Below are 23,555 nucleotides of genomic sequence, written 5' to 3'. Positions count from 1 at the left end.
GGGCGTCCATGCGGTGGCCCCACTCCCTCCGATCGCTCTCCCACCGCAACCTGCGGCTCTTCTTCGCGGGGCAGTGCGTGTCGCTCACCGGCACCTGGATGCAGAGCGTGGGGCAGGGGTGGCTGGTCTACCGGCTCACCCACTCCTCGGAGCTGCTCGGGGTGATCGGCTTCCTGGCCCAGCTCCCGGTCTTCGTCTTCGGCGTCTACGCGGGCTCGGTGGCGGACCGGCACCCGCGCCGCAAGGTGGTGCTCGCGACGCAGATCAACGCCACCCTGCAGGCGGCGATCATGGCGGTGCTCACCCTCACCGGCGTGGTGCGCCCCTGGCACCTCATGCCGCTCGCGCTCATGCTCGGCATGAGCTACGCGTTCGAGATCCCGGCCCGGCAGGCGCTGCTCGGCGAGATCGCCGGCGAGTCGATGTCGAACGCCGTGGCGCTCAACTCGAGCATCGTCAACGCGGCGCGGGTGGTGGGGCCGGCCATCGCCGGCTACGTGGTGGCGGCCATCGGCGAGGGCTGGTGCTTCGCCCTCAACGCGCTCTCCTTCCTCGGCACCATCTGGGCGCTCCTGGTGATGGAGCTGCCGAAGGAGGAGCCGCGGCCGGCGGCGCACCGCGGCGCGCACCTGCTCGAGGGGCTGGCCTACGCGGGCAAGACCCCGCTCGTGCGGGCGCTGCTGGCGCTCCTCGCCTTCCAGAGCTTCTTCGCGATGCCGTTCCTCACGCTCCTGCCGCTCTTCGCGGGCGACGTGCTCCACGGGGGCCCGAGGATGCTCGGCTCGCTCCAGGCGGCGACCGGCGTGGGCGCGCTGGTGGCGGCGGTGCTCCTCATGCTCCGCACCGGGCTGCGGGGGCTGGGGCGGCGGGTGGGGTTCGGCGCCACGCTGCTCGGGCTCGGGCTCGTGGCCTTCTCGCAGTCGCGGACGCCGGCGCTCTCCCTGGCGGCGCTGGTGGTGGCGGGGTTCGGGTTCATCAGCCAGAGCACGGGGTCGCTCACCCTGCTCCAGGGGCTGGCGCCGGCCGAGATGCGGGGGCGGGTGATGGGGCTCTTCTCGACCATCTTCGTGGGGCTCACGCCCTTCGGCTCGCTCCTGGGCGGCCTCGCGGCGGGCCGGTTCGGGGCGCCGCGCACGCTGCTCGTGGGCGGGCTCATGCTCGCGGCCGCGAGCGCGGTGTTCCACCTCGCGCTGCCTCGCTTGCGCCGCACCGTGCTGCCCCAGCATCCGACGGTGTTTCCGCCGGCCATTCCGTAGCGCGAAACGCCTTCGCCCTCGAGGCAGCCGCCATCCGGCAGGAACACAGCCAGTGGCAGGCTCCTAGCAGGCACCCGTGGAGAGCCCTGCGTCGGCCGCCCCCTCCCGCTCTCCCTCCGACCAGACCGGCAGCCGCACCCGGAAGATCGTCCCGCGGCCCTTCGCGTCCTCGAACGAGATCTCCCCGCCGAGCGAGGTCACGATGCCGTGGCAGACCGAGAGCCCCAGGCCGGTCCCGACGCCGAACGGCTTGGTCGTGAAGAAGGGCTCGAAGACGCGAGCGCGCGCCTCCGGCGGGATGCCGGAGCCGGTGTCCTCCACCTCCACCTGGACGTGGCCGTCGGCGGCGAGCGACAGGGAGACCGCCACCCGGTTCTCTTCCGGGTGCCCCTCGGGGATGGCCTGCGCCGCGTTCACGAGGAGGTTCAGGAACACCTGCGTCAGCGCCCCCTCGCTGCCCTGGACCGGAGGGACCTCGCCGAAGCGGGTCACCAGCTCGGCCCGGGAGCGGATCTCCTTCCTGGACATGCGGATGGCCGACGCGATCACCGTCGCGAGGTCCACCGGAGCGCGTTGGGCCGGATCGTGGCGCGCGAACCGCTTCAGGTCCTGTGAGATGTTGCGCACGCGGCGGGCGCCCTCCAGCGCCTGCTCGAGCGCGTCCCGCAGCTCGCCGCCGGGGACCGTCGCCGGCTCGCCGAGTCGATCGAGCGCCCAGGAGAGGTTCGCGTCGATGTAGGAGAGCGGGTTGTTGATCTCGTGGGCGACTCCGGCCGCCATCAGGCCCAGGGCCGAGAGCCGGTCGCTCTGGATGAGGCGCGACTGCAGCTCCCGGCGCTCCGCCTCCTGGCGGTCGAGGGTCGCGACCATGCCGTCGAACGCGTGGGCGAGCGTCCCGACCTCGTCGGTCCGCGCGAGCCGCATGAACCGCTCCTGCCCCTTCTTCTCGGGCAGCGACACGACGTGACTCGTCACGGCCGCGAGCGGCCGCAGCAACCGCCCCGCGAGGATCCTGGCGGCCACGAGGACGATCGCGGTCCCGATCAGCGTGGCGAAGAGGAAATAGCGCTTCACCTGGACGAGCGGCGCATAGGCCTCGGCGGTGGGGAAGTTGGCCGAGAGCACCCAGTCCTTCCGCTCCAGTCGCTTGAACGAGGAGATGACCCGGACTCCCCGCGAGGTCACGGTCTCGCCGCTCCCCTCGAAGCCGGCCATGGCCGCGTCGTAGAGGGGATTCACGCCCGGCGTGCCGGCCGGCTGCATGACGCGACCTTCCTCGGGGTGCAGGATCAGCGTCCGGTTCAGGTCGGAGAGGTAGAAGTAGCCGCCGCCGCCGACGCGCGACGTCGGCAGGCTCGCGAGGATGTTGTGCCCGCGCAGCTCGAGGCTGCCGCCCACGATCGCGAGCACCCGCCCGCGCTCGTCGAGGATCGGCGCGGTGATCATCACCGCGGGCTGGCTGGGGTTGTGCGTCGAGAGGTAGGGCGCCGAGACGTAGGGCCTTCGGACCTGCATGGTGCGCTGGTAGAACTCGCGGAAGGAGATGTCCCGCCCGCGACGCCCGGGGCGGAAGGGGCTCTCGGCGATGAGCTTCCCCTCCCGGGACATGACGAAGAGCCCGTTGTCGAAGACCGCGAGGACCGCGCGCTCGGAGTCGAGGAAGCGCTGGACCTTGTCCGCGTCGAGGAGGTCGTCCACCTCCACCTTCAGCTGGGCGGCGCTCGCCGCGATCTCATCCTGCGTGATGCCGAGCTTGTCGTCGATGGAGGCGGCCACGGACTTCACCAGCGCGAACTGCTGCTGGGAGATGCTCGCCTTGAACTCCCGCTCGATGTAGCGGAGCGTGACGAGCGCCAGGACGACGACGAACGGGACGAAGACGGCGGCGACCGCGACGCCCAGCTTCGCCTTGAAATCGAGATCTCGCAGTCGCACGAGGCGGCTCCCCGACTACTTGCCAGGGGCCAGCAATACGATCATCCGAGCGCTGCCGCGAGTTTGGGTGCGCGAGGCCGGACCGCCGCGAGCCCGGCGACCATATCTGGACGCCGGTTCAGTCCCGTGCCACACTCGCGCCGTGATCGCGCTCGGAATCGATCCCGGCTCGCGCCGCTGCGGCTACGGCGTGGTGGCGCGGGAGGGCTCGCGGCTCAGGGTGGTGGAGTCGGGGGTGCTGGCGCCGGGCGGCGGCCGCGCCCTCTGCGAGCGGCTGGGCGAGATCCTCTCCGGCCTGGAGGGCGTCATCGCCCGCGCCGCGCCCGTGGAGGTCGCGGTGGAGTCGGCCTTCTTCGGGCTCTCCGCCCGGTCGGCGCTGGTGCTCGGGCAGGCGCGCGGCGTGGCGCTCGCGGCGGCGGCGCGCGCCGGCCTGCCGGTCTTCGAGTACGCGCCCTCCGAGGTGAAGCGGGCCTTCGCCGGCAACGGCCGGGCCGAGAAGGCGCAGATGGTCCGCATGGCCCAGACCATCCTCGGGGTCGAGGCCGACCTCTCCGACGAGGCCGACGCGCTCGCCATCGCGGTCTGCCACCTCGCCCGCCGCGCCGGGCTGGTGCGGCTCGCCGCCGACGGCGCCGGGCGGCCGGGCGCGGCCCCGGAGGCGCGCGCCCTCTCGCGCCTGCGCCCGTCGGTGCGCCGCCCCGGGAGCGCCGCGTGATCGCCCAGCTCACCGGCACGGTGCTCGAGAAGGGCGACGGCTTCGCGGTGGTGGACGTGAACGGCGTCGGGTACCGCGTCTTCCTCTCCGACCTCGCCTTGCAGGCGCTCGCGCCGCGCGGCGAGCGGGCCACGGTCCGCACCTTCACCCACGTCTCCCAGGACGCCATCCACCTCATCGGCTTCGCCGGGGAGGACGAGGAGCGGGTGTTCCACGCGCTGGTGGAGGTGAAGGGGGTGGGGCCGCGCGCCGCCCTCAAGATCCTCTCCGGCATCGCGCCCCGCGACCTCGCCCTGGCGGTCTCGCGCGGCGAGGTGGCGAAGCTCACCAAGGTTCCCGGGGTCGGCAAGAAGACCGCGGAGCGGCTGGTGGTCGAGCTCAAGGACAAGCTGCAGCCGCTCGCCCGCGCCGAGGCGCCGGGCAGGCCGGAGAAGGCGGCCGGCGGCGGCGCCATCGAGCAGCTTTCGCAGGCGCTGCTCGGCCTCGGCTACCGGCCGCAGCAGGCCGAGCAGGCGGCCGACGCCCTGCGGGATCGGGCCGAGGGGCGCCCCCTCGACGAGCTCCTGCGCGAGGCGCTCAAGCTCCTCCGGGGGTAAGGTAGCCGCCCATGCCCGTCCGCCCCGCCCGCGAGCTCTCCCCCGAGTCGAGCCCCGCCGAGGAGCGGCTGGAGCAGTCGCTCCGGCCCGCCACCTTCGAGGAGTACGTCGGCCAGGAGAAGCTGGTCTCGAACTTCCGCGTCTACGCCCGGGCGGCCCGGCAGCGCGGCGAGGCGCTCGACCACGTGCTCCTCTCCGGCCCGCCGGGGCTCGGCAAGACCTCGCTCGCCCACATCCTCTCCCGCGAGCTCGGCGTGGCGCTGCACGTGACGAGCGGCCCGGCCCTGGTGAAGAAGGGCGACCTCGCCGGCCTCCTCACCGCGCTCCAGCCGCGCGACATCCTCTTCATCGACGAGATCCACCGGCTCTCGCCCTCCGTCGAGGAGGCGCTCTACCCGGCGATGGAGGACTTCCGCTTCGACGTGGTGCTCGGGGCCGGGCTCGGCGCCCAGACCATGGAGATGAAGCTCGAGCGCTTCACGCTGGTCGGCGCGACCACCCGCACCGGGCTGCTCGCGAGCCCGCTGCGCGACCGGTTCCCCATCCAGGAGCGGCTCGAGTACTACGCGCCGCCGGAGCTGCGCGAGATCGCGGAGCGGGCCGCGCGCAAGCTCGACCTGCCGGTGGACGAGGGCGGCGCCGAGGAGCTCGCCCGCCGCGCCCGCGGCACGCCGCGCATCGCCATCCGGCTCCTGCAGCGGGCGCGCGACTTCGCGCAGGTGGAGGGGGAGGGGAAGCTCACCCGCGAGATCGTGGACCTGACCCTGTCGCGGCTCGCGGTGGACCGCGGCGGGCTCGACGCGATGGACCGGCGCATCCTCGAGGCGGTGGTGGACACCTTCGGCGGCGGGCCGGTCGGCATCGAGGCGGTGGCCGCCTCGGTCGGCGAGGAGCGCGACACCATCGAGGACGTCTACGAGCCGTTCCTGGTGCGCGAGGGCTACCTCGCGCGCACGCCGCGCGGTCGCATCGCGCTGCCGCCCGCGTACGAGCACCTGGGCCGCAAGCGCCCGGGCGGCCGGCAGGGCGACCTGCTCTAGGCTCTGCTACCAGGCGCTCGGCGCATGCCAGCGGGGCCGCCGCCGGAGCAGCCGCACCAGCGCGAGCCCCGACAGGAAGCCGCCGACGTGGGCCATGAAGGCGATGCCGCTGCCGCCCCCGCCCCAGGCGGCCGAGAGCAGCTGCAGCACGAACCAGGCCCCGATGAAGAAGAAGGCCGGCAGGTACATGAGCCGGATGAAGAAGAAGATCGGCACGAGCGTGAGCACGCGCGCCCGCGGGAACAGCACGAGGTAGGCCGCGAGCACGCCGGCGATGGCGCCGCTCGCCCCGACCATGGGCGTGAGCACGTCACCCGCGAAGGCCGAGACGACCGTCTGCGAGAGCGCCGCCGCCACGCCGCTCGCGAGGTAGAAGGCGAGGAAGCGGCCCGGCCCGAGCGCGAGCTCCACCGCGCGGCCGAACACCCAGAGGAAGAGCATGTTCCCGGCGATGTGCCCGAGCCCCCCGTGCAGGAACATGCTCGTGAGGATGGTGAACGGCGGCGGGACCAGGTCCTGCGGCGGCACGTCCACGAACGTGAGGATCTCGTAGGGGATCGCGCCGCCCGTCTGCGTCGAGAGCGACAGCCCGGCCACCAGCGCCTGCCACCCGAACGCGAGCACGTTGACGGCGATGAGGGCGGTGGTGAGCGGGGGCGTCCGCCCGAGCGCGATGTCGTCCTTGAGCGGGATCACCGGATCAGAGCCCTATCAGAGCCGCACGCCGTCCCGCTCGGTTCATTCTGGTGTAACCCGTTGCGTCATTTTTGCGTTTCATGCCTCCGCGCCTGACACGGAAGTCGCGGTTTCGAGCCGGGTGTGACTCGACCCGTGCCGGGAAGCGTCGCTCAAGGGGGCCACCTCTGGGAAGGTGTTGCGAATGGCGCCTGATTGCGGCAACTTGCAGCCGCGTCGAGCATGCGAGCAGGCCGGCGGGAGTTCGCTTTCGAAGTGGCATGACGATTGCTGGGAACCGACGCGCGGTGGCCGTCGTCCCAAGGAACGACCGCCGGAGAGCAACACGAGCGGGCGAGCGGGGTTAGGTGAGCGGGAACTCTTCGATGAGCTACTGGAAACAGCGCACGATCTCGAGGCGGGTGAGCTGTACCGGCGTGGGCCTCCACTCCGGCGCGCCGGCCAGGCTCGTGCTCGCGCCCGCGCCGCCCGACACCGGCATCCGCTTCGTCCGCGCCGATCTCGGCGTGGAGATCCCCGCTCGCGCCGACGCGGTGGTGGACACCACCCTCAGCACCACGCTCGGCGCCGGTGACGCGCGCGTCGCGACCGTCGAGCACGTCCTCGCGGCGCTCACCGGGCTCGGCGTGGACAACTGCCGCGTCGAGGTGGACGGCCCCGAGGTCCCCATCCTCGACGGGTCCGCCGCACCGTTCGTCTACCTGGTGCAGGAGGCCGGGATCGCGCTCCAGCCGGTGGGGAAGCGCTTCCTCGTGGTCTCCCAGGCGGTCGAGGTGAAGGACGGCGATCGCTCGGTCCGGCTCGAGCCGGCGCGCGAGCTCTCGCTCCGCTTCGTCGCCGACTTCAGCCACCCGCTCATCACCGAGCAGGTCTTCGGCTTCACCTTCTCCGACCGCAGCTTCGCCCGGGAGGTCGCGCCGGCCCGCACCTTCTGCCTCCTCAAGGACGTGGAGGCGATGCGCGCCCGCGGGCTCGCGCGCGGCGGCAGCCTCGAGAACGCCATCGTCGTGGACGAGTTCTCGATCCTCAACCCCGGCGGGCTCCGCTTCCCCGACGAGTTCGCCCGGCACAAGGTGCTCGACGCCCTCGGCGACCTCACGCTGGCCGGCATGCCGCTCATCGGCGCGCTCTCGGCCCGCAAGAGCGGCCACGCGATGAACCAGGCCCTGGTCCGCAAGCTGCTCGAGACCCCGGCCGCGCACCGCGTCATCCGCGTCTCCGGCGAGAAGGAGCTGGAGCCCCTGCAGATCCGGCTGCCGGCCCTGGCCCTCCCCGGGACGCCCTAGCCGCCCGAGCCCGCGCCCGCCGGCGGCGCTGCGCATCCTTTCTCCAGGATGGCGCGCCGCCTCGACACCTACCGCCAGAAGCGCGACTTCGGGGTCACCCCCGAACCGGCTCCCGACGCGCCCAGCCCGCGCGGCGAGGGCCCGCCCGGCTTCATGGTGCACAAGCACCACGCCCGGCGGCTGCACTACGACCTGCGGCTCGAGATGGACGGCGCCCTCGCGAGCTGGGCGGTGCCGAAGGGGCCGAGCTACGACCCCTCGGAGAAGCGGCTCGCGGTGCAGACGGAGGACCACCCGCTCGCCTACGGCGGCTTCGAGGGGCGCATCCCCGACGGCGAGTACGGGGCGGGCGACTCGCTCATCTGGGACCGGGGCTGGTACGAGACCGTGCCGCCCGGGCAGGCCTCGAGGCAGCGGCAGAAGGGGCACCTCGCGCTCGAGCTGCACGGCGAGAAGCTGCGCGGGCGCTGGCACCTCGTCCGGACCCGGCCCGCGGGCGGGAAGGAGCAGTGGCTCCTCTTCAAGGCCAAGGACGAGGCGGCCGACGCCGGCTTCGACGTGGTGGCCGCGCGGCCCGAGTCGGTGACGAGCGGCCGGAGGGTGACCCGGGGGCCGGTGGCGGCGCGCACGCTCAAGGCCCGCCACCCGGCCCCGATGGACCTGCTCCTGCGCGTCTGGCCCCCCATGCTCGCCACCCTGGCCCGGCCCGAGGAGGCGCAGGGCGCCTGGAGCCTGGAGGTGAAGTACGACGGCTTCCGCGCCCTGGCCGGCGTCTCCGGGGGGCAGGTGTCGCTCCAGAGCCGGAACGGGCTCGACCTCTCGGCGCGGTTCCCGGGCGTGGCGCGCGCGCTCGCGGGGCTCGTGGTCGGGGAGGCGGTGCTCGACGGGGAGGTGGTGGCCTTCGACCCGAAGGGCGTCTCGCGCTTCCAGCTCCTGCAGGGCGCCGCGGGCGAGCTCCGGTACGCCGTCTTCGACCTGCTGTGGCACGAGGGGGAGGACCTCCGCGGCCGACCGCTCGAGGAGCGCCAGGAGCTGCTCGCGAGCCTGCTCGCGGCCCCGCCCCCGGGCATCCTGCTCGCCGAGGCGGTCGAGGGGAGCGTGGCCGAGGCCCTGGCCCGCGCCCGCAAGGCGCGCGCCGAGGGGATCGTCGCGAAGCGGGCCGGGTCGCCGTACCGCGGCGGGCGCTCGCGCGACTGGCTCAAGCTCAAGGTCTCCGGTTCCCAGGAGGTCGCGGTGATCGGCTACACGCCCATCACCACCGGCGAGCCGGCCATCGGGGCGCTCCTGGTCGCGGTCCGGCAGGGCAGGGGCTTCGTCTACGCGGGGAAGGTGGGGACCGGGTACACCGACGCCGTCCGCCGCGAGCTCCGGGCGCGGCTCGAGCCCGACGCCGTGGAGACCCCGCCGGCGGCGGACGCGCCGCGGCTCCGCGGGGCCCGCTGGGTGCGGCCGCGGCTCGTGGCCGAGGTGTCGTTCACCGAGTGGACCGCCGACGGCCGGCTGCGCCACCCCTCGTTCCAGGGGCTGCGCGACGACAAGCGGCCGGAGGAGTGCGTCCGCGAGGGGTGACCCGCGCCCGCCGCGCCACCCAGGCGCTTACACTCAGTGGATCGCGCGCGGCTCCCGGGCCTCGCGCGCCGCCCGGGCCACCGGCGCCGTGGCCCGGTCCATGAGCCGCTTCACCAGGATCGAGGCGGCGGCGGTCCCGGCGGCGGCCAGGATCTTCTCCCCGACCGACGGCTCTCGGGCCACCTTGTGCGGCGCGTCGATCATCCGCGAGAGCGCCTTGCCGAGCCGCCGGGCGCGCTCGGTGGGGCGCCGCCGGCGCTCGCGGGCGTTGACCATCACCGCCACCGCGCCGCCGAGCACCAGCACCACGCTCACCCCGGCCACCCCGAACGCCACCGGGTGGCGCCGCAGCTGCAGCCGGAGGTCGAGCAGCTCGTGGCGGCGCCGGTCGAGCTCGGAGACGAGGTCCCCGAGCTCCCCGCGGAGCGACTCGATCTCCCCCTCGAGCTCGCGGGCGTGGCGCCGTGGGCTCTCGCTCATGTGATCCTCTCCTTCGCGAACCGCAGGTCGTCCTGGAGCGTGCGCCGGGTGGCCGCGAGCGGCGTCCGCACCCGCCTGGCCCACCCGACGAGCCCGGCCACCGTGCCGATGGCGAGCACCACCGCCGCCACGATCAGGGCGCCGAGCCAGCCGCTCCAGACGCCGGCCTCGGCCAGCCCGAGCACCAGGGCGACGAGGAGCATCGCCACCGTGAGCAGGGCGCAGACGCCGGCGATGCCGAGGCCGCTCGCCATGGAGATCTCGGTCTTGAGATCGGCGCGCAGCTCGCTCTTCGCGAGCTCGACCTCCTTGCGCGCGAGCTGCGAGGCCTTGCGGGCGAGCTCGGTGACGAGGTCGCGGGTGGAGAGCTGCCGCGGCATCCCCGCGGCGCCGGGCGGCACGGGCCTCGCCCGCGCGGTGCTGGGAATCTCTGCCATGGCCTTCCCCCTCCGCCGCTACAAGCTAGCCACGGCCGTCGCGGCGCACGTGGCGAGGGCCGGCTCGCCCGTCCCCTTCTCGAAGAGGGATCGGCGGCGGCGCTTGCGGCACGGGCGGACGCACTCCAGCTTCCTCTGTGGGCCGGGCCGGCGCGACGTGCTCGCGGGGCCGGTCGCTGGGGAGGGGGGGCCGCGGCGCCGCCGGGGAGACCGGGCGGCGCCGCGGCGTCGTTCCGCCGGCAGTGCGGACGGTGTCGCGGCTAGTGCAGCCGCCGCCGCGCGCGCCGCGGCGGGGCCGGCGCCTCCTCGCCGAGCGGGGGCAGGTCCTGCTGCAGCTCGAGCACCGGCGCGAAGAGGTCGCCGCGCTCCTCGATCCGCCGGAGCACCTCGCCGGCCTCGAACACCAGGAGGCCGCCCCGGCGCTCCCGGGAGGCGCCCTCGACCTCCGCCCAGGTGACCGGCGTGCTCACCGTGGGCCGCTCCCGGGCCCGCAGCGAGTAGACGCAGACGGTGGTCTTGGAGCGGTCGTTCTGGCTCCAGTCCACGAGCACCTTGCCGGCGCGGAGCGCCTTCTTCATCGACGAGACCACGAGGTCCGGGCGCCGCTGCTCGAGCAGCTCCGCCACCGCGCGCGCGAACGACTTGGTGCGCTCGTAGGTCGCGCCGGGCCGGTTGAGCGGGACGTAGACCTGGAGCCCCTTCGAGCCGCTCGTCTTGGGCCAGGCCTCGAGCCCGAGCTCCCGGAAGAGCTCGCGCAAGAGGAGCCCCACCTCGCAGCACTGCACCACGTCGGCCGGCGCGCCGGGGTCGAGGTCGAAGACCATCATGGTGGGGCGCTCGATGGAGCGCGCCAGCGAGAGCGAGGTGTGCAGCTCGAGGTCGGCGATGTTGGCGGCCCAGACCAGCGTGGCGACGTCGTCGGCCACGCAGAAGTGGATGTCCTCCTGGTTCCCCTCGCTCCAGACCGGCTCGGTGTGCACCCAGCGCGGCCGGTGCGGCGGGCAGCGCTTCTCGTAGAAGAACGGGCCGTCCACGCCCTCCGGGTAGCGCTTCAGGGTGAGGGGGCGCGCACGGAGGTGGGGCAGCAGGGCCGGCGCGACGCGGGTGTAGTAGTCGATGATCTGGCCCTTGGTGAAGCCGGAGGCCGGGTAGAAGACCTTGTCGAGGTTCGACAGCCGCAGCCGCCGCCCGTCGAGCTCGACCTCCACGCCCTCGCGCGCGGTCACCCGTTGCCCCGCTTCCGCGGCTTGCGCTTCGCGACGTGCGCCGCCTCCGCCGTCCGGTGGCGCCGCTCGCCGGCCGGGGGCGCCTCCTCCGGCGAGGGCCCGGCCTTCCGGGTCCGCGCGGCGGCGAGGCTCGCGGCGAGCGCGTCGGCGAGGTTGACCACCTTGGCCGGCTGCTCCGAGGGCGCGGCCACGATCTCCTCGCCGGCGGCCTTCTTCTCGACCAGCGCGAGCACCTTCTCGCGGTAGCGGTCCTTGTACTTCGCCGGGTCGAAGCTCGCGGCGAGCGAGCCGACGAGCTGCTCGGCCATGGCGAGCTCTCTCGGCGCGGGGGCGTCGTGCTCGGGCAGGCCGAGGTCCTCCTGGGGCACCACCTCGTCGGCGTAGTTCATGGTGGAGAGCGCCAGCCCCTGCCCCATCGGGCGGAGCACGCACAGCGACTCCTTGGTGCGCATGACGAACCGCCCCAGGGCCACCTTGCCGCTCCTCCTCATCGCCTCGAGGAGGAGCGCGTAAGGGCGCGCCGCGCCCTTGTCCGGACCCAGGTGGTAGGTGGCGTCGTAGTAGATGGGGTCGATCTCCCCGAGGCCGACGAACTCCTCGATGTCGATGGTCCGGCTGCCGCGGGGGTCGGCCGCCTCCAGCTCCTCGCGGGTCACGGTCACGTAGCGGTGCGGCGCCACCTCGTAGCCCTTCACCACGTGCTCGTAAGGGACCTCCTTCCCCTCCGCCGCGCAGACCCGGTGCAGCTCGATCCGGGAGCCGTCGGCGTCGTGCAGCATGTGGAAGCGCACCTCCTTGTGCGACACGGCGCTGTAGAGCTTCACCGGGATGTTCACCAGCCCGAAGCTGACCGCGCCGCTCCAGATGGCCCTGGGCATGCCTCGACCTCCTCCGCGGCAAGTTCCTTCCTCGGGCGTGGCGCCGCAAACGCCGGGCCCGAACGCCCGCCCGCTCTCCGGGCCGCCGGCCGGGGGCTCCAGGTCGCCCCGCTTCGCTCGGATGGCTAGCGTTTCTCGTGAAAGGAGTCCTGCATGCTCTGGACCGTCACGATCATCCTGTTCGTGTTGTGGGCGCTCGGCATGGTGAGCGGCGCCACGATGGGTTGGTGGATCCACCTGCTGCTCGTGCTCGCGGTCATCAGCCTCATCTTCGCGGTGCTCCGCCGCGGCGCGGCCACGGTCTGACCGGCGCGATGAGGGGGGCGTCGCGCCGGCTGGCCTTCGCCGCGGCGGCTCTCGTGGCGTGCTCCGCGCAGCAGCGGGCAGGTCTCGAGACCTCCGCGGCGAAGGCGCTCGTCTCGGACGAGCAGGAGAAGCAGCTCGGGCTGCACGTGAAGCAGCAGCTCGAGACGCAGGAGAAGGTCCGCTACCTGCAGGACCCCGAGGTCGTCTCCTACGTGAAGTCGATCACCGACCGGATCCTGCCGTTCGCGAAGAAGGACCGGCCCGGCGTGGACTGGACGGTGCAGGTGATCGACGACCCCAGGACCGTGAACGCCTTCGCGACGCCGGGGGGCTACCTGTACGTCTACTCCGGCCTCCTGCTCGCGGCCGACGACGCGTCGCAGGTGGCCGGCGTGCTCTCGCACGAGGCCGGGCACGTGGTGGCCCGCCACTCGGCGCGGCAGATGGTGGACGCCTACGGCCTCCAGGCGGTGGCGGCGCTCGCCCTCGGCAAGAACCCGTCGCTCGCGAGCCAGCTCGTGGCCGGGGCCGGCGGGAAGGGGCTCATGCTCGCGAACAGCCGGGGCGACGAGTCGGAGGCCGACGAGTACGGCGCGCGCTACGCCAGCGCGGCCGGGTTCGATCCGCACGGGATCGTGCACTTCTTCGAGAAGCTCAAGTCGATGGAGGGGAACCAGCCGAAGGCGCTCGCCTTCCTCTCCGATCACCCGGCCACGCCCGACCGGATCGCGCGGGTGAACGCCTACATCGCGGAGCACCACCTCGGCGGCAGCGAGCGCGATCCCGAGCAGCAGGCGCGCATCAAGGCGCGGCTGCAGCAGCGCTCGGGACCCGCCGCGGCGGGCGCCGGACAGCCGCCCGCGGGCGCGCCCCAGGCCGGGAAGCCGGGGGGCTGAGCGTTCAGCGGTGGTGGTGCGCGGCCTCGGTCGAGCGGGCGGCCTCGCCGGTGATGGAGGTCTCCTCGTCCACCTTCACGCCGCAGTAGCGGAAGATGCGCAGCTGGTGCTGCCGCAGGCCGCGAAGGACGCAGGGCCGCGTGAGCTCGGTGAGGGCGCGCGCCAGCACGGCCACCGCGATGTCCGAGAACTCGCGGACGAGGCTGAAATCGAGCGCGAAGATCGGCGCCTTCTCCTCCTGCAGGAGCTCGCGGAGCGACCAGGCGCTGCCGCGATCGAATTCACCGGAGACACGGAGAGTCACCCGGTCGCCTTCGCGCTCCCGGACGATGTCGCAAGCCATGACGGAGGGACCTCGAGCTACAGGTAGTACACGAACAGCTTCTCGAACCCCGAGGAGCGGAGCGCGGCGGGTGGATCCATCCAGAGCGCGGGCCGGCCGTAGTCGGGGAGGCTGCAGAGGCAGTCCCCGCAGTGCGGGCAGATCTTCGAGGGGTGGCCGTGACTGCAGCCGCACCAGGGGGCGGCCAGGAGGTTGAAGTCCTCGCCGCAGAGCGGGCAGCGCACCGGATGCACGCGCTCTTTCGCCCGGAAGGGCGATGTCTCGACGGCTTGCACGTCCGAGTCCTTGTCTGGGAGCCGACCGGCGGTTCCCCCGAGGAGCGAACCTGTGCATTCCCGTCGCGCGTGGCAACCCGCCCGGCCACTGGAGACCCAACGGGAGACCCCACGTTCACGGGCCAATCCACTCTATTTTTCGCCTTTTCTCTCCAGCTCGCCCTTCCGGACCTCGTCCCCGCCGGGGTTGGTCTGGAAGACCTGCTTCGGGTCGAGGCCGAGCCGCTGCAGCGTCTCGTGATCCGGCGCGCCGGTCGCGGCGAGCCCCTCCCGCGCCTGGAAGCGCTTCAGCGCCCCGCTGGTCTCCGTGTCGATCTTCCCGCTCTTCTGGCCGTGGAAGAGGCCGCGCGACGCGAGCGCGTCCTGGATCTTCGTGGCACCGCCCGGCGCGAGCATGGCGTCGGGCGAGGCGGCGATGGGCGGGCGGCCCTGGCGCGGCGGGAGCTTGGGCGCGCGACGGGCGTGGGCCCGGGCGCTGTCGGCCGGCGCGCTCTCGGCCGAGCTCCCTTCCTGGGACTGCCCCACGTGCCGGGAGTGGGCGCAGGCGAGGGCGACGGCCAGCGCGAGGGAGCGGCGCGTCATGCTTCACCCCTTGTCCGCGCGGGGCGGGAGCCCCGCCACCGAGTTCATGACGCCGGTGACGAAGGCGTTCCGGAGCACGCCGAAGATGGTCGGCCAGACCTGTGCCTTGGGGTCGCTCACGTCCCCGCGGATCGGGATGGTGGTGGCGACGGCGTGCCGGCCCGGCACCCGGTCGGAAAAGAGGTCGAGCGCGACGTCGGCCACCGCCGCCTCGAGCCGCTTGAAGAGCCCGGCGTCGGGCTTCGCTTTCACCGACGGGTCCTTGAGGACCGGCCGGAGCCCACCCGTGATCTTGCCGCTCTCGGCCGCGAACCGGACCGAGAGGTCCAGGGTCCCCTTGGCCGGCTCGAGCCCGCTCTTGGCAGCGAGGAAGGAGGCGAGCTCGCGGAGATCGAGGCCGGTCAGCCGCGCCTGCCCGGCGAAGGTGAGCCCCTTCGCGAGCGGGTCGGCGCTGGCGTAGACCGAGAGCTGGCCGGTCCGCTGGAGGGTGCCGGACATGGCGAGCACCGTGGGGGAGCCGCGCTGCAGCGCGGGGCGGGTCGCCACGTTCTCCACCGTGAGCGCGACCCCGTGGAGCCAGAGCTCGGCCCGCTCCGCCTCGGTGGCGTCGGTGAAGGTGAGCTCACCGTCCTTCACCTCGAGCCGGTCGAGCCGGAACGCGCTCAGCTTCTGGAGCTGGGCGGCGATGTCCGGGAACTCGGTCTGCTGCTGCGACTTCGACTTCGCGGCGATGAGGTTCACCTTGGGCCGCTCGAAGGTGGCCCAGCCGACCACGTGGCCGTGGAAGAGCTGCCGCCAGTAGAGCCCGGCCGAGAGGTCGCGGACGTAGAGGATGGGCTTCGCCGCGCCGCCTGCGGAGCGCTTCACGATCTTGAGATCGCGGATGTCGGCGTGGAGCCGGAAGACCGAGAGCGACAGGTCCGAGAAGGTGACCGTCATCCCCCGGAGCTGCGAGAGCTGGTGGCGCACCCGCGCCGCCGCGAGCGGGTTGAGCGCGACGCGCCCCGCGACGAGGAGGAGCACGAGCACCCCCAGGGCGATCAGCCAGCCTCGCCGGCGCGTCCGGTGCCCGCTCTCCCGCGCCACCCCCGCCCTCCTCACGACCAAGATAGGTTCCGCCGGGGCAACGGGCCGGAGCCCCGGGTCGCACCCGTTCACGGCCCGGGGAGGAAGTGCCCGAGCACGAGGCCGTAGGCCAGGTGCCCGAGGACCACCCAGAGCGGCGTCTGCCAGCCGTAGTGCAGCGCGAGGAAGCCCGGCGGCTCGAGCAGGCGCCCCGCCTCCGGCCCGTGCTGCTCGCTCGCCATGCGCGGGTGCACCCCGGGGAGGAGCGGCATCACCACGGTCAGCACGAAGGCGGCGTGGCCGAGCCCGAGGAGCGCGCCGCGCCACCAGGTCGCGCCGCCCCAGAGCCGGAGCGCCGCCGCGTAGAAGAGCGCCAGCGCCCACCCGTTCGCGAGGTGGACGGCCGCCCCGATCACCTTGGCCCGCGACCGCTCGGGCGTGAAGAGGGTGCCGAGCATGAAGGGCACGTTCATGCGCGTGAGCCCGAGCCCCTGGCTGCCGGCCATGAGCCCGGTGAAGAGGGCCGTGGCCACGAAGCCCCAGACCGCCCAGCCGCCGGCGCTCACAGCCGCGCCTCCGGCGCGCCGCCGGGCCGGGCCCGGGCGTGCGGCACGGCGCGCTGGTGCCTGAGCTGGGGCCGGCGCTCGCGGCGGTTCTCGAGCGAGAGGGCGGCGTTCACCAGCCCGACGTGCGTGAACGCCTGCGGGAAGTTGCCGAGCCCGGCGAACGTGCCCGGGTCCACCTCCTCGGCGAAGAGCCCGAGCTCGCTGGCGTGGCCGAGGAGCCGCTCCAGCCGGAGCTCGGCCTCCTCGAGCGTGCCGCCGCCGAGGGCCAGGTACTCCGCGCCCCAGAAGCTGCAGATGCCGAAGGCGCCCTCGCCGGCGTCGATGGACTCCGGGTAGCGGTAGAGGAGGGCGCCCCCGGCCGAGAGCTCGCGCGAGATCCGTCGCCAGGTGGCGCGCATGCGCGGCGCGCCGGCGGGGCAGTATCCGTACCAGGGTAGCAGGAGCAGCGCCGCGTCGAGCCCGCCGCCCCCGAGCCGCGCCGTGTAGCTCGAGAGCGCGGGGCTCCAGCCGCGGGCCTCGACGTGGGCGCGGATGGCCTCGCGCGTGGCGCAGAACTGGTCCCGGGGCGCGCGGGGCAGGTGCCCGCGCAGATCCATGTGCAGGAGCCGGTCGAGGGCCGCCCAGCAGAGCACCTTCGAGTAGGTGTTCTGGGTGCGCCCGCCGCGCGGCTCCCAGATCCCCTCGTCGGGCCGCCGCCAGGCCTCGCAGACGTAGCGGCCGAACCCGATGAGCATGCGGGCGGTGTCGGGGTCGAGCCCGCCGCCGGCGCTCACGAACTGGCAGGCCGCGTCCACCACCTCCCCGTAGACGTCGAGCTGGAGCTGATCGCGGGCCGCGTTGCCGATCCGCACCGGCCGCGCCCCGCCGTAGCCGCCGAGCTCCGGGCGGTCCCGCTCCGGCGGCGGGTCGCGCCCGAAGACGTCGTAGAGGATGCGCAGCCTCGGGCGGGTGAGCCGGGTGGTGTGGATGAGCCAGGAGACGAACGACTCCGCCTCGTCTTGGTACCCGAGGCCGTAGAGGGCTCGCGCCGTGAAGGAGGCGTCCCGGAGCCAGCAGTAGCGGTAGTCCCAGTTGAGGTCCCCGCCCGGACGCTCCGGCAGCGAGGTGGTGGGCGCGGCGATGATCGCGCCGGAGGGGGCGTAGGCGAGGAGCTTGAGCGCGAGCGCGCTGCGCACCACCGCCTCGCGGAACGGCCCGGCGTAGCGGGCGCGCGCCGACCAGCCCCGCCAGAACCGCTCCGTGCGCAGGAGGGCCGCGTCGGCCGCGGCGCCGAGGGGCGAGAGCACGGCGGGCCCGTCGCCGGCGTACACGAGCGAGAAGCGCGCCGTCTCGCCGGCCCGGAGCCGGAAGCGCCCCCGGGCGCCGCCCGCGCCGGGCGCGAGCGGGCGGTCGGAGCGGAGCGCGAAGAGCCCGCTGCCCGACTCGAACCGGAGCCCGAGCGCGCCGGCGTCGCGCCACCGGCCCGGCGCCCGCCCGAGGTCGGGCCGCAGGTCGATGGAGGTCTCCACCTCCACCTCGCCCGCCTCGCAGGTCGCGATCCGGAGCAGCTCGTGCTCGGGCAGGAGCTCGCGCCGCTTCTCGCCCTCGCTCGCCACCGTGAGGCAGTCGCTCACCCGCAGCGAGCCCGCGCCCGGCACCCGGTGCGTCGTCTCGACCACGTTGGTCCCCGGGAGGTAGCGCCAGGAGGTGTGGGTCCTCCCCACCGGCGCGAGCCGCCAGCCGCCCGCGGAGGGGTCGAGCAGGGAGCCGAGCACCGGGGCGCTGTCGAAGCGGGGCCAGCAGAGCCAGTCCACCTCCCCGTCGCGGGTGAGGAGCGCCGCCGAGCGGCAGTCGCCGATGAGGGCGTGGTCCTCGATGGGCTGGCGCGCGCGCATTCCCTCCGGCAGGCAAGTTCCGCTTGACTCGCCGCCGCGGCAACACAGGATGGAGCCGGGCGAGCGCTCGCCCTCCGCGCACCACGGAGCCACGTGACCCGACGCTTCTCGACCTTCTGGGGGCAGGCCATCGCCTTCCTCGACCGCTCCCGGCGGCTCGGGGCGGTGGACCTCCTGCTCCTGCTCGCGCTGGGCGGCGCGGTGTACGGGCTCGTCCACCTGGCCCAGGAGTGGACGGGCGTGCTCGAGCCGGCGGCGCGCATCGACCTGTCCCCGGCCGCGCTGCCCCGCTACACGCTCCTGTCGCTCTCGCGCGGGCTCGCCGCCTACGCCGTCTCGCTCGGCTTCACGCTCGCCTACGGCTACTGGGCGGCCCGGGACCGCATGGCCGAGCGGGTGCTCATCCCGCTGCTCGACATCCTGCAGAGCATCCCCGTGCTGGGGTTCATGCCCGGCCTCGTGCTCGCGCTGGTGGCCCTGTTCCCGCACCGCAACGTCGGCCTGGAGCTGGCGGCGGTGCTGATGATCTTCACGGGGCAGGCCTGGAACATGACGTTCAGCTTCTACTACTCGCTCCGGAGCATCCCGCGCGACCTCTCGGAGGCGGCCACGCTCTACCGCTTCTCCTGGTGGCAGCGGCTCCGGCGGGTGGAGCTGCCCTACGCCACCATCGGGCTCGTCTGGAACAGCATGATGAGCATGGCGGGCGGCTGGTTCTTCCTCATGGTGAGCGAGGCCTTCCAGCTCGGCGACCGCGACTTCCGGCTCCCCGGGCTCGGCTCGTACATGAGCGCCGCCGCGGCGGCTGGCGACCGGACGGCGATGCTCTGGGCCATCGGCGCGATGGCGGCGATGATCGTGCTCCTCGACCAGCTCCTCTGGCGCCCGGTGGTGGTCTGGTCGCAGAAGTTCCGGGCCGAGGACTCGGGCCAGGCGGAGGAGATGCGCTCGTGGTTCCTCGAGCTGCTCCAGCGCTCGCGCCTGCTCCACCTGCTGCGCGCGCCGCTGCGGGCCCTCGCCCGGCCCCGCCGGCGCCCCCCGCCGGCCGCCCCGCGCGGCGCCGCCGGGCCGAGGACGCGGGGCGCCGCCGCGCTCTCGGCCGGCCTCTTCGCGGTCCTGCTCGCGGTGCTGCTCGCCGGGGCCTTCGAGATGGTGCTCCTCCTGCGCCGCCTCCCCGCCGCCGAGTGGGGCGGGATCGCGCTCGCGGCGCTCCTCACGCTCCTGCGCGTGCTCGCGGCGACGGCGCTGGGCACGCTCTGGACCGTGCCGGCCGGGCTCGCCATCGGGCTCTCGCCCCGGCTCTCGCGCGTGCTGCAGCCGGTGGTGCAGGTGGTGGCGTCCTTCCCGGCCCCGATGCTCTTCCCCGCGGCGGTCGCGCTCCTCACCGCCGCCGGGGTGGGGCTCGGCCTCGGCAGCGTGGTGCTCATGCTGCTCGGCACGCAGTGGTACATCCTCTTCAACGTGGTGGCCGGGGCGAGCGCCATCCCGGCCGACCTGCGCGAGGCGGCCCGCCTCTACCGGTTCTCGCGCTGGCAGCGCTTCCGCAAGCTCTACCTCCCCGGCGTCTTCCCGTACCTCGTCACCGGCTGGATCACCGCCGCCGGGGGCGCCTGGAACGCCAGCATCGTCTCCGAGTACGTGACCCACGGCGGCCGCAGCCTCGCCACCGAGGGGCTCGGCGCCCGCGTCAGCCTCGCCGCCGCCGAGGCGCGCTTCCCGGCCCTCGCCGCGAGCCTCCTCGTGATGTCGCTCGTGGTGGTCGCCTTCAACCGCCTCGTCTGGCGCCGGCTGCACCGGCTCTCCGAGGATCGCTTCGCGCTGACGCGCTGAGAGCGAGGACCGCATGGCCCCCGAGACCGCCGCCCAGGCCGCCGACCCCGCCGCGCTCTGCGCGCTGGAGCACGTGACCCAGGAGTTCCCGCAGCCGCAGGGGCCGCCGCTCCGCGTGCTCGACGACGTGAGCCTCTCGGTCGGGGCCGGCGAGGTGGTGGCGCTGCTCGGCCCGTCGGGCTGCGGCAAGTCCACCATCCTGCGGATCCTGGCCGGCCTCACCCGGCCCACCCGCGGCCTGGTGCTCGACCACGGCCGGCCGCTCGCGGGCCTCAACCCCGGGGTCGGCTTCGTCTTCCAGAGCTTCGCCCTCTACCCCTGGATGACGGTGAGCGAGAACGTCGAGGCGGTGCTCGAGGCGAAGGGGCTGCCGCGCGACGAGCTCGTGGCCCGCGCCGAGAAGGCGATCCGGACCGTGGGGCTCGCCGGCTTCGAGGAGGCCTACCCGCGGGAGCTCTCCGGCGGCATGAAGCAGCGCGTCGGCATGGCCCGCGCCTTCTCGCTCGAGCCCGAGCTGCTCTTCATGGACGAGCCGTTCAGCCAGGTGGACGCGCTCACCGCCGAGAGCCTCCGGGCCGAGGTGCTCGACATCTTCGCCGCCAAGGGGCGCCACCCGTCGGCCATCCTGATGGTCAGCCACGACATCAAGGAGGTGGTCTACATGGCCGACCGGATCGTGCTGCTCGGCGCCAACCCGGGGCGGGTGCGGCAGATCGTCGAGAACCGGCTGCCGCGCCCGCGCGACTACCGCTCGCCGGAGCTCCTGCGGCTCGTGGACCGGCTGCACGACGCCATCACCGGCGCCGAGATGCCCGACCTGCCGGAGACCGCCGCCGGCCCCGCCTTCGAGCACATCCCGAGCGTCCACCCGGGCGAGGTGGTGGGCCTGCTCGAGTACCTCGACGCCCGCGGCGGCCGCGAGGAGGTGTTCCGCATCGCGAACGACACCGGGCGCGAGTACGGGCGGACCATCGCCGTCGTCAACGCGGCCGAGCTGCTCGACTTCGTGGACACGCCGAAGCGGATGGTCTCCCTCGCCGCGGGGGGCCGGCGCTTCGTCACCGCGAGCCCCGAGGCGCGCAAGGCCATCTGGCGGGAGCGGATCCTCGCCCTGGCGCTCTTCCGGCAGGTGCACGAGGCGCTCGAGCGCAAGCCGTCGCACCGGCTCGAGCGCGAGTTCGTGCTCGAGCTCCTGGCGCTGCACATGCCGAGCGAGAACTACGACGCCCTGTTCGACGTCTTCGTGGACTGGGCGCGCTTCGGCGACCTCTTCTCCTACGAGGAGGAGAGCGGCACCCTCGGGCTGTAGCCGGTCAGTTCGAGACGATCCGGGTGAGGGCGTGGCGCAGGTCGCCGAGCTCGAACGGCTTCGCGAGCGTGGTGTTGGCCTCGGGCGGCTCCGGCGAGGCCATGGCGCTCGTCACGATCACGCCCAGATCGGCGTGGCGGGGGTCGGACCGCAGCCGCTGCAGGAAGGTCCAGCCGTCCATCCGCGGCATCATCAGGTCGAGGACGATGGCGCGCGGCTCGATGCCCTCCTCCAGCCGCTCGAGCCCCTCCTCGCCGTCGGACGCCGTGACGACGTGGTAGCCCTCGAGCTCCAGCCACTCGGCCAGCGCCCCGCGGATGTCGTCGTTGTCCTCGACGAGGAGGATGGTGATGCGCGGGTCGGCCCGGACCTGGGGAGGCTCGACCGCGGAGGGCGGGATGGGGTTGGTGACGTCCGACATGGGTGCTTCCGCGTGCATGACGTTCCTCGACCGAGAACATTGCGACGACCCCCGGAAAAACCAAGACGTTCCCGATGAGGCCCTCGTGGGAGCGGTCCTGGAAGGGGCAGGCGGGCAGGGCAGGCGGACCGCACCTGCCGAGGGGGGGTCCTCGGCCGCGGGAGGCCGGCCTAACCTGTCTCCGAGAATGGCCGCCCGGATCATCAAGCGTGTGCTGGTGGTGGACGATGATCCGATCCTCCGGGCCGCGGTCGCGGATCACCTGGAGGGGTACGGCCTCGAGCCGGTGCTCGCCTCCGACGGGGCGGAGGCCCTGGGGCTCCTCTCGAAGGGACCTCGCCCGGCCGCGATCCTGCTCGACGTCCTCATGCCGCGCATGGGAGGCCGGGACTTCGTGGCCAGGCTGCGGCGGGTCTCGCGCCTCACCCGCATCCCCATCGTCATCATGACCGGGCTGACGCGGCGGGCGCCGCTGCCGCGGGTGGACGAGGTCCTCGCGAAGCCGTTCGGCGCCGAGCAGCTCCGCGCCACCCTGGTGCGCGTCGGCGCGCTGCCGCCGCCGAAATTGCGCAATCGCCCCGGAAAGGTATCATCGCACCTCGCGGGACGTTGACCCGAGGTGAACGTGGCCGAGTGGGTGAGGGTGGATCAGACGTGGACGGCGGCGTTCGGCGCTCCGGGCGACCCACCGCTGCTCGAGGTCCGCCAGTACGCCGCCGGCCGGTACACGCTCTGCGTGCGGCTCTCGAACGGGCGCGCGGTGATGCGGGCCGCCGCCTTCACCGACGGCGAGGAGGCGAAGCGCGCCGGCGTGGCCTTCGCGCGCGCGGTGCTCGGGGAGCCGCACCGCGAGCAGATCGAGCAGCTCGCCCGGGCGAACTGAGCCCGGGCCTCCGGCGCGCCGTCAGGCGGTCTTCACCACCAGCCGGCCGCGGATCCTCCCGGCGAGGAGCCGCTCGGCGACGTCCACCGCCCCGGAGAGCGGCAGCTCCTGCACCATGGTCTCGAGGAGCGAGGGGTCGAGGTCGCGCGCGAGCCGGCCCCACGCCTCCTGCCGGAGCGAGAGCGGCGCCGTGACGCTCTCGACCCCCAGCAGCGCCACGGCCCGCAGGATGAACGGGTGGACGGTGCCGGGCAGGTCGGCCCCCTGCGCCAGCCCGCAGGCGGCCACCGCGCCGCCGCGCCGCGTCTGGGCGAGGGCGTTCACGAGCGTGTGGCTGCCGACCGAGTCCACCACCGCCGCCCAGCGCTCCTTCTGCAGCGGCTTGCCCGGCTTCGACAGCTCGGCACGATCGAGGACGTGCTTCGCGCCGAGCCGCTCGAGGTAGGCGGCCTCGTCCGCCTTCCCGGTCGAGCCGGTCACGGCGTACCCGAGCCGCGAGAGCACCGCCACCGCGACCGATCCCACCCCGCCGGTGGCGCCGGTGACGAGCACCTCGCCGTCTCCGGGCCGCAGCCCGTGCCGCTCCAGGGCCAGCACGCAGAGCATGGCGGTGTAGCCGGCGGTGCCGATGGCCATCACCTGGCGCGAGGTGAAGGCGTCGGGGATCCGCACCAGCCACTCGCCGCGGAGCCGCGCCCGGGTGGCGAGGCAGCCGGGGTGGCTCTCGCCGACCCCGAAGCCGTTCACGAGCACCCGGTCGCCGGGCCTCCACGCCGGGCTCGCGCTCTCGAGCACGGTCCCGGCGCCGTCGATGCCCGCCACGAGGGGCCAGCTCCGCACGATGGGGGCGCGGTCGCGGATGGCGAGGGCGTCCTTGTAGTTGAGCGTGGAGTACTCGACGGCGACGGTGACGTCGCCCTCGCCCAGGAGGTCGTCGGGGAGCTCGCGCACCGCGGCGTGGAACTGGGGATCCTTCTCGAGGAGCAGGCCCTGGAACATGCGCGACCTCACGGCGGGGGAGGGGCCCGTTTGTACCGGCCGCGGCGGGCGGTCTCAAGTCGTCGATGGGCCGGCGCGGCGACGGGCTTTCG

The 23,555-nt window shown here is 73.9% G+C and carries 26 protein-coding genes; 12 read left to right on the top strand and 14 right to left on the bottom strand.

Annotated elements, in window-relative coordinates; genetic code table 11:
• The first annotated feature begins 8 nt into the window (after positions 1 to 8).
• Positions 9 to 1,256: an MFS transporter gene (locus tag AMPC_RS07855; protein ID WP_248345595.1), complete on the top strand. Its 1,248-nt coding sequence runs from the start codon at positions 9 to 11 to the stop codon at positions 1,254 to 1,256.
• A 63-nt stretch (positions 1,257 to 1,319) separates the two neighbouring features.
• Here AMPC_RS07855 and AMPC_RS07850 read toward each other — a convergent pair whose 3' ends face one another.
• Entirely contained in the window at positions 1,320 to 3,191 is a 1,872-nt protein-coding gene (locus AMPC_RS07850) for a sensor histidine kinase (RefSeq protein ID WP_248345594.1), read from the bottom strand.
• A 142-nt stretch (positions 3,192 to 3,333) separates the two neighbouring features.
• On the opposite strand from AMPC_RS07850, the gene ruvC reads away from it, so the two are divergent.
• The 3 genes from ruvC to ruvB are packed head-to-tail and all read left to right on the top strand — an operon-like array spanning position 3,334 to position 5,542.
• Positions 3,334 to 3,906 (top strand): crossover junction endodeoxyribonuclease RuvC, encoded by a 573-nt coding sequence (gene ruvC, locus AMPC_RS07845; protein WP_248345593.1) that lies wholly within the window; start codon positions 3,334 to 3,336, stop codon positions 3,904 to 3,906.
• Complete coding sequence (ruvA, locus tag AMPC_RS07840) at positions 3,903 to 4,502, top strand: Holliday junction branch migration protein RuvA (RefSeq protein ID WP_248345592.1); 600 nt, start codon at positions 3,903 to 3,905, stop codon at positions 4,500 to 4,502. The genes ruvC and ruvA overlap by 4 nt, the downstream gene beginning before the upstream one ends.
• 11 nt (positions 4,503 to 4,513) lie before the next feature.
• The gene (gene ruvB, locus AMPC_RS07835; protein WP_248345591.1) at positions 4,514 to 5,542 is read left to right on the top strand and encodes a Holliday junction branch migration DNA helicase RuvB; all 1,029 of its coding nucleotides are present in this window, start codon (positions 4,514 to 4,516) and stop codon (positions 5,540 to 5,542) included.
• Between the two features lie 6 nt (positions 5,543 to 5,548).
• Here ruvB and AMPC_RS07830 read toward each other — a convergent pair whose 3' ends face one another.
• A complete protein-coding gene (locus AMPC_RS07830; protein WP_248345590.1) occupies positions 5,549 to 6,238 on the bottom strand; it encodes a rhomboid family intramembrane serine protease in 690 nt (229 codons plus the stop codon).
• A gap of 365 nt (positions 6,239 to 6,603) precedes the next feature.
• On the opposite strand from AMPC_RS07830, the gene lpxC reads away from it, so the two are divergent.
• Both lpxC and ligD (AMPC_RS07820) read left to right on the top strand, forming a co-directional pair.
• Complete coding sequence (gene lpxC, locus AMPC_RS07825) at positions 6,604 to 7,524, top strand: UDP-3-O-acyl-N-acetylglucosamine deacetylase (protein ID WP_248345589.1); 921 nt, start codon at positions 6,604 to 6,606, stop codon at positions 7,522 to 7,524.
• Positions 7,525 to 7,572: 48 nt separating this feature from the next.
• Entirely contained in the window at positions 7,573 to 9,093 is a 1,521-nt protein-coding gene (gene ligD, locus AMPC_RS07820) for a non-homologous end-joining DNA ligase (protein ID WP_248345588.1), read from the top strand.
• 33 nt (positions 9,094 to 9,126) lie between these two features.
• On the opposite strand, the gene AMPC_RS07815 is transcribed toward ligD (AMPC_RS07820), so the two are convergent.
• The 4 genes from AMPC_RS07815 to ku all read right to left on the bottom strand — a co-directional run bounded on the left by AMPC_RS07815 (position 9,127) and on the right by ku (position 12,114).
• The gene (locus AMPC_RS07815) at positions 9,127 to 9,573 is read right to left on the bottom strand and encodes a hypothetical protein (protein WP_248345587.1); all 447 of its coding nucleotides are present in this window, start codon (positions 9,571 to 9,573) and stop codon (positions 9,127 to 9,129) included.
• Positions 9,570 to 10,010 carry a phage holin family protein gene (locus AMPC_RS07810; RefSeq protein WP_248345586.1) on the bottom strand — a complete coding sequence of 147 codons (441 nt, stop codon included), beginning with the start codon at positions 10,008 to 10,010 and terminating at the stop codon, positions 9,570 to 9,572. The genes AMPC_RS07815 and AMPC_RS07810 overlap by 4 nt, the downstream gene beginning before the upstream one ends.
• 260 nt (positions 10,011 to 10,270) lie before the next feature.
• On the bottom strand, positions 10,271 to 11,236 hold the full coding sequence (gene ligD / locus AMPC_RS07805) for a non-homologous end-joining DNA ligase (protein WP_248345585.1): 966 nt from the start codon (positions 11,234 to 11,236) through the stop codon (positions 10,271 to 10,273).
• Positions 11,233 to 12,114, bottom strand: coding sequence for a non-homologous end joining protein Ku (gene ku / locus AMPC_RS07800; protein ID WP_248345584.1), 882 nt, complete (start codon positions 12,112 to 12,114; stop codon positions 11,233 to 11,235). The genes ligD (AMPC_RS07805) and ku overlap by 4 nt, the downstream gene beginning before the upstream one ends.
• 153 nt (positions 12,115 to 12,267) lie before the next feature.
• On the opposite strand from ku, the gene AMPC_RS07795 reads away from it, so the two are divergent.
• Both AMPC_RS07795 and AMPC_RS07790 read left to right on the top strand, forming a co-directional pair.
• The gene (locus tag AMPC_RS07795; RefSeq protein WP_248345583.1) at positions 12,268 to 12,420 is read left to right on the top strand and encodes a lmo0937 family membrane protein; all 153 of its coding nucleotides are present in this window, start codon (positions 12,268 to 12,270) and stop codon (positions 12,418 to 12,420) included.
• Between the two features lie 8 nt (positions 12,421 to 12,428).
• Positions 12,429 to 13,316 carry a M48 family metallopeptidase gene (locus tag AMPC_RS07790; protein WP_248345582.1) on the top strand — a complete coding sequence of 296 codons (888 nt, stop codon included), beginning with the start codon at positions 12,429 to 12,431 and terminating at the stop codon, positions 13,314 to 13,316.
• A gap of 4 nt (positions 13,317 to 13,320) precedes the next feature.
• On the opposite strand, the gene AMPC_RS07785 is transcribed toward AMPC_RS07790, so the two are convergent.
• The 6 genes from AMPC_RS07785 to AMPC_RS07760 form a co-directional block, all read right to left on the bottom strand.
• Positions 13,321 to 13,620 (bottom strand): STAS domain-containing protein, encoded by a 300-nt coding sequence (locus AMPC_RS07785; protein ID WP_248345581.1) that lies wholly within the window; start codon positions 13,618 to 13,620, stop codon positions 13,321 to 13,323.
• Between the two features lie 56 nt (positions 13,621 to 13,676).
• A complete protein-coding gene (locus AMPC_RS07780; RefSeq protein WP_248345580.1) occupies positions 13,677 to 13,892 on the bottom strand; it encodes a hypothetical protein in 216 nt (71 codons plus the stop codon).
• A 174-nt stretch (positions 13,893 to 14,066) separates the two neighbouring features.
• Positions 14,067 to 14,516 carry a peptidoglycan-binding domain-containing protein gene (locus tag AMPC_RS07775; protein ID WP_248345579.1) on the bottom strand — a complete coding sequence of 150 codons (450 nt, stop codon included), beginning with the start codon at positions 14,514 to 14,516 and terminating at the stop codon, positions 14,067 to 14,069.
• Positions 14,517 to 14,519: 3 nt separating this feature from the next.
• On the bottom strand, positions 14,520 to 15,602 hold the full coding sequence (locus AMPC_RS07770; protein ID WP_248345578.1) for a DUF748 domain-containing protein: 1,083 nt from the start codon (positions 15,600 to 15,602) through the stop codon (positions 14,520 to 14,522).
• A 68-nt stretch (positions 15,603 to 15,670) separates the two neighbouring features.
• Positions 15,671 to 16,147, bottom strand: coding sequence for a hypothetical protein (locus AMPC_RS07765; protein ID WP_248345577.1), 477 nt, complete (start codon positions 16,145 to 16,147; stop codon positions 15,671 to 15,673).
• The gene (locus AMPC_RS07760) at positions 16,144 to 18,021 is read right to left on the bottom strand and encodes a glycoside hydrolase family 15 protein (RefSeq protein WP_248345576.1); all 1,878 of its coding nucleotides are present in this window, start codon (positions 18,019 to 18,021) and stop codon (positions 16,144 to 16,146) included. The genes AMPC_RS07765 and AMPC_RS07760 overlap by 4 nt, the downstream gene beginning before the upstream one ends.
• 93 nt (positions 18,022 to 18,114) lie before the next feature.
• On the opposite strand from AMPC_RS07760, the gene AMPC_RS07755 reads away from it, so the two are divergent.
• The gene (locus AMPC_RS07755; protein ID WP_248345575.1) at positions 18,115 to 19,851 is read left to right on the top strand and encodes an ABC transporter permease; all 1,737 of its coding nucleotides are present in this window, start codon (positions 18,115 to 18,117) and stop codon (positions 19,849 to 19,851) included.
• A gap of 13 nt (positions 19,852 to 19,864) precedes the next feature.
• On the top strand, positions 19,865 to 21,160 hold the full coding sequence (locus tag AMPC_RS07750; RefSeq protein WP_248345574.1) for an ABC transporter ATP-binding protein: 1,296 nt from the start codon (positions 19,865 to 19,867) through the stop codon (positions 21,158 to 21,160).
• Between the two features lie 4 nt (positions 21,161 to 21,164).
• Here AMPC_RS07750 and AMPC_RS07745 read toward each other — a convergent pair whose 3' ends face one another.
• Complete coding sequence (locus AMPC_RS07745; protein WP_248345573.1) at positions 21,165 to 21,599, bottom strand: response regulator; 435 nt, start codon at positions 21,597 to 21,599, stop codon at positions 21,165 to 21,167.
• Positions 21,600 to 21,768: 169 nt separating this feature from the next.
• Between AMPC_RS07745 and AMPC_RS07740 the strand changes: the two genes are divergently transcribed.
• Both AMPC_RS07740 and AMPC_RS07735 read left to right on the top strand, forming a co-directional pair.
• The gene (locus tag AMPC_RS07740; protein WP_248345572.1) at positions 21,769 to 22,194 is read left to right on the top strand and encodes a response regulator; all 426 of its coding nucleotides are present in this window, start codon (positions 21,769 to 21,771) and stop codon (positions 22,192 to 22,194) included.
• A 6-nt stretch (positions 22,195 to 22,200) separates the two neighbouring features.
• Positions 22,201 to 22,464: a hypothetical protein gene (locus AMPC_RS07735; RefSeq protein ID WP_248345571.1), complete on the top strand. Its 264-nt coding sequence runs from the start codon at positions 22,201 to 22,203 to the stop codon at positions 22,462 to 22,464.
• Between the two features lie 21 nt (positions 22,465 to 22,485).
• On the opposite strand, the gene acuI is transcribed toward AMPC_RS07735, so the two are convergent.
• Positions 22,486 to 23,463 carry an acrylyl-CoA reductase (NADPH) gene (gene acuI / locus AMPC_RS07730; protein WP_248345570.1) on the bottom strand — a complete coding sequence of 326 codons (978 nt, stop codon included), beginning with the start codon at positions 23,461 to 23,463 and terminating at the stop codon, positions 22,486 to 22,488.
• Positions 23,464 to 23,555 lie beyond the last annotated feature (92 nt).

This window comes from Anaeromyxobacter paludicola (assembly GCF_023169965.1).
Taxonomy (GTDB): Bacteria; Myxococcota; Myxococcia; order Myxococcales; family Anaeromyxobacteraceae; genus Anaeromyxobacter_B; species Anaeromyxobacter_B paludicola.
The sequence above is the reverse complement of the archived record's forward strand: the minus strand, read 5'-3'. Positions and strand labels throughout refer to the sequence as shown.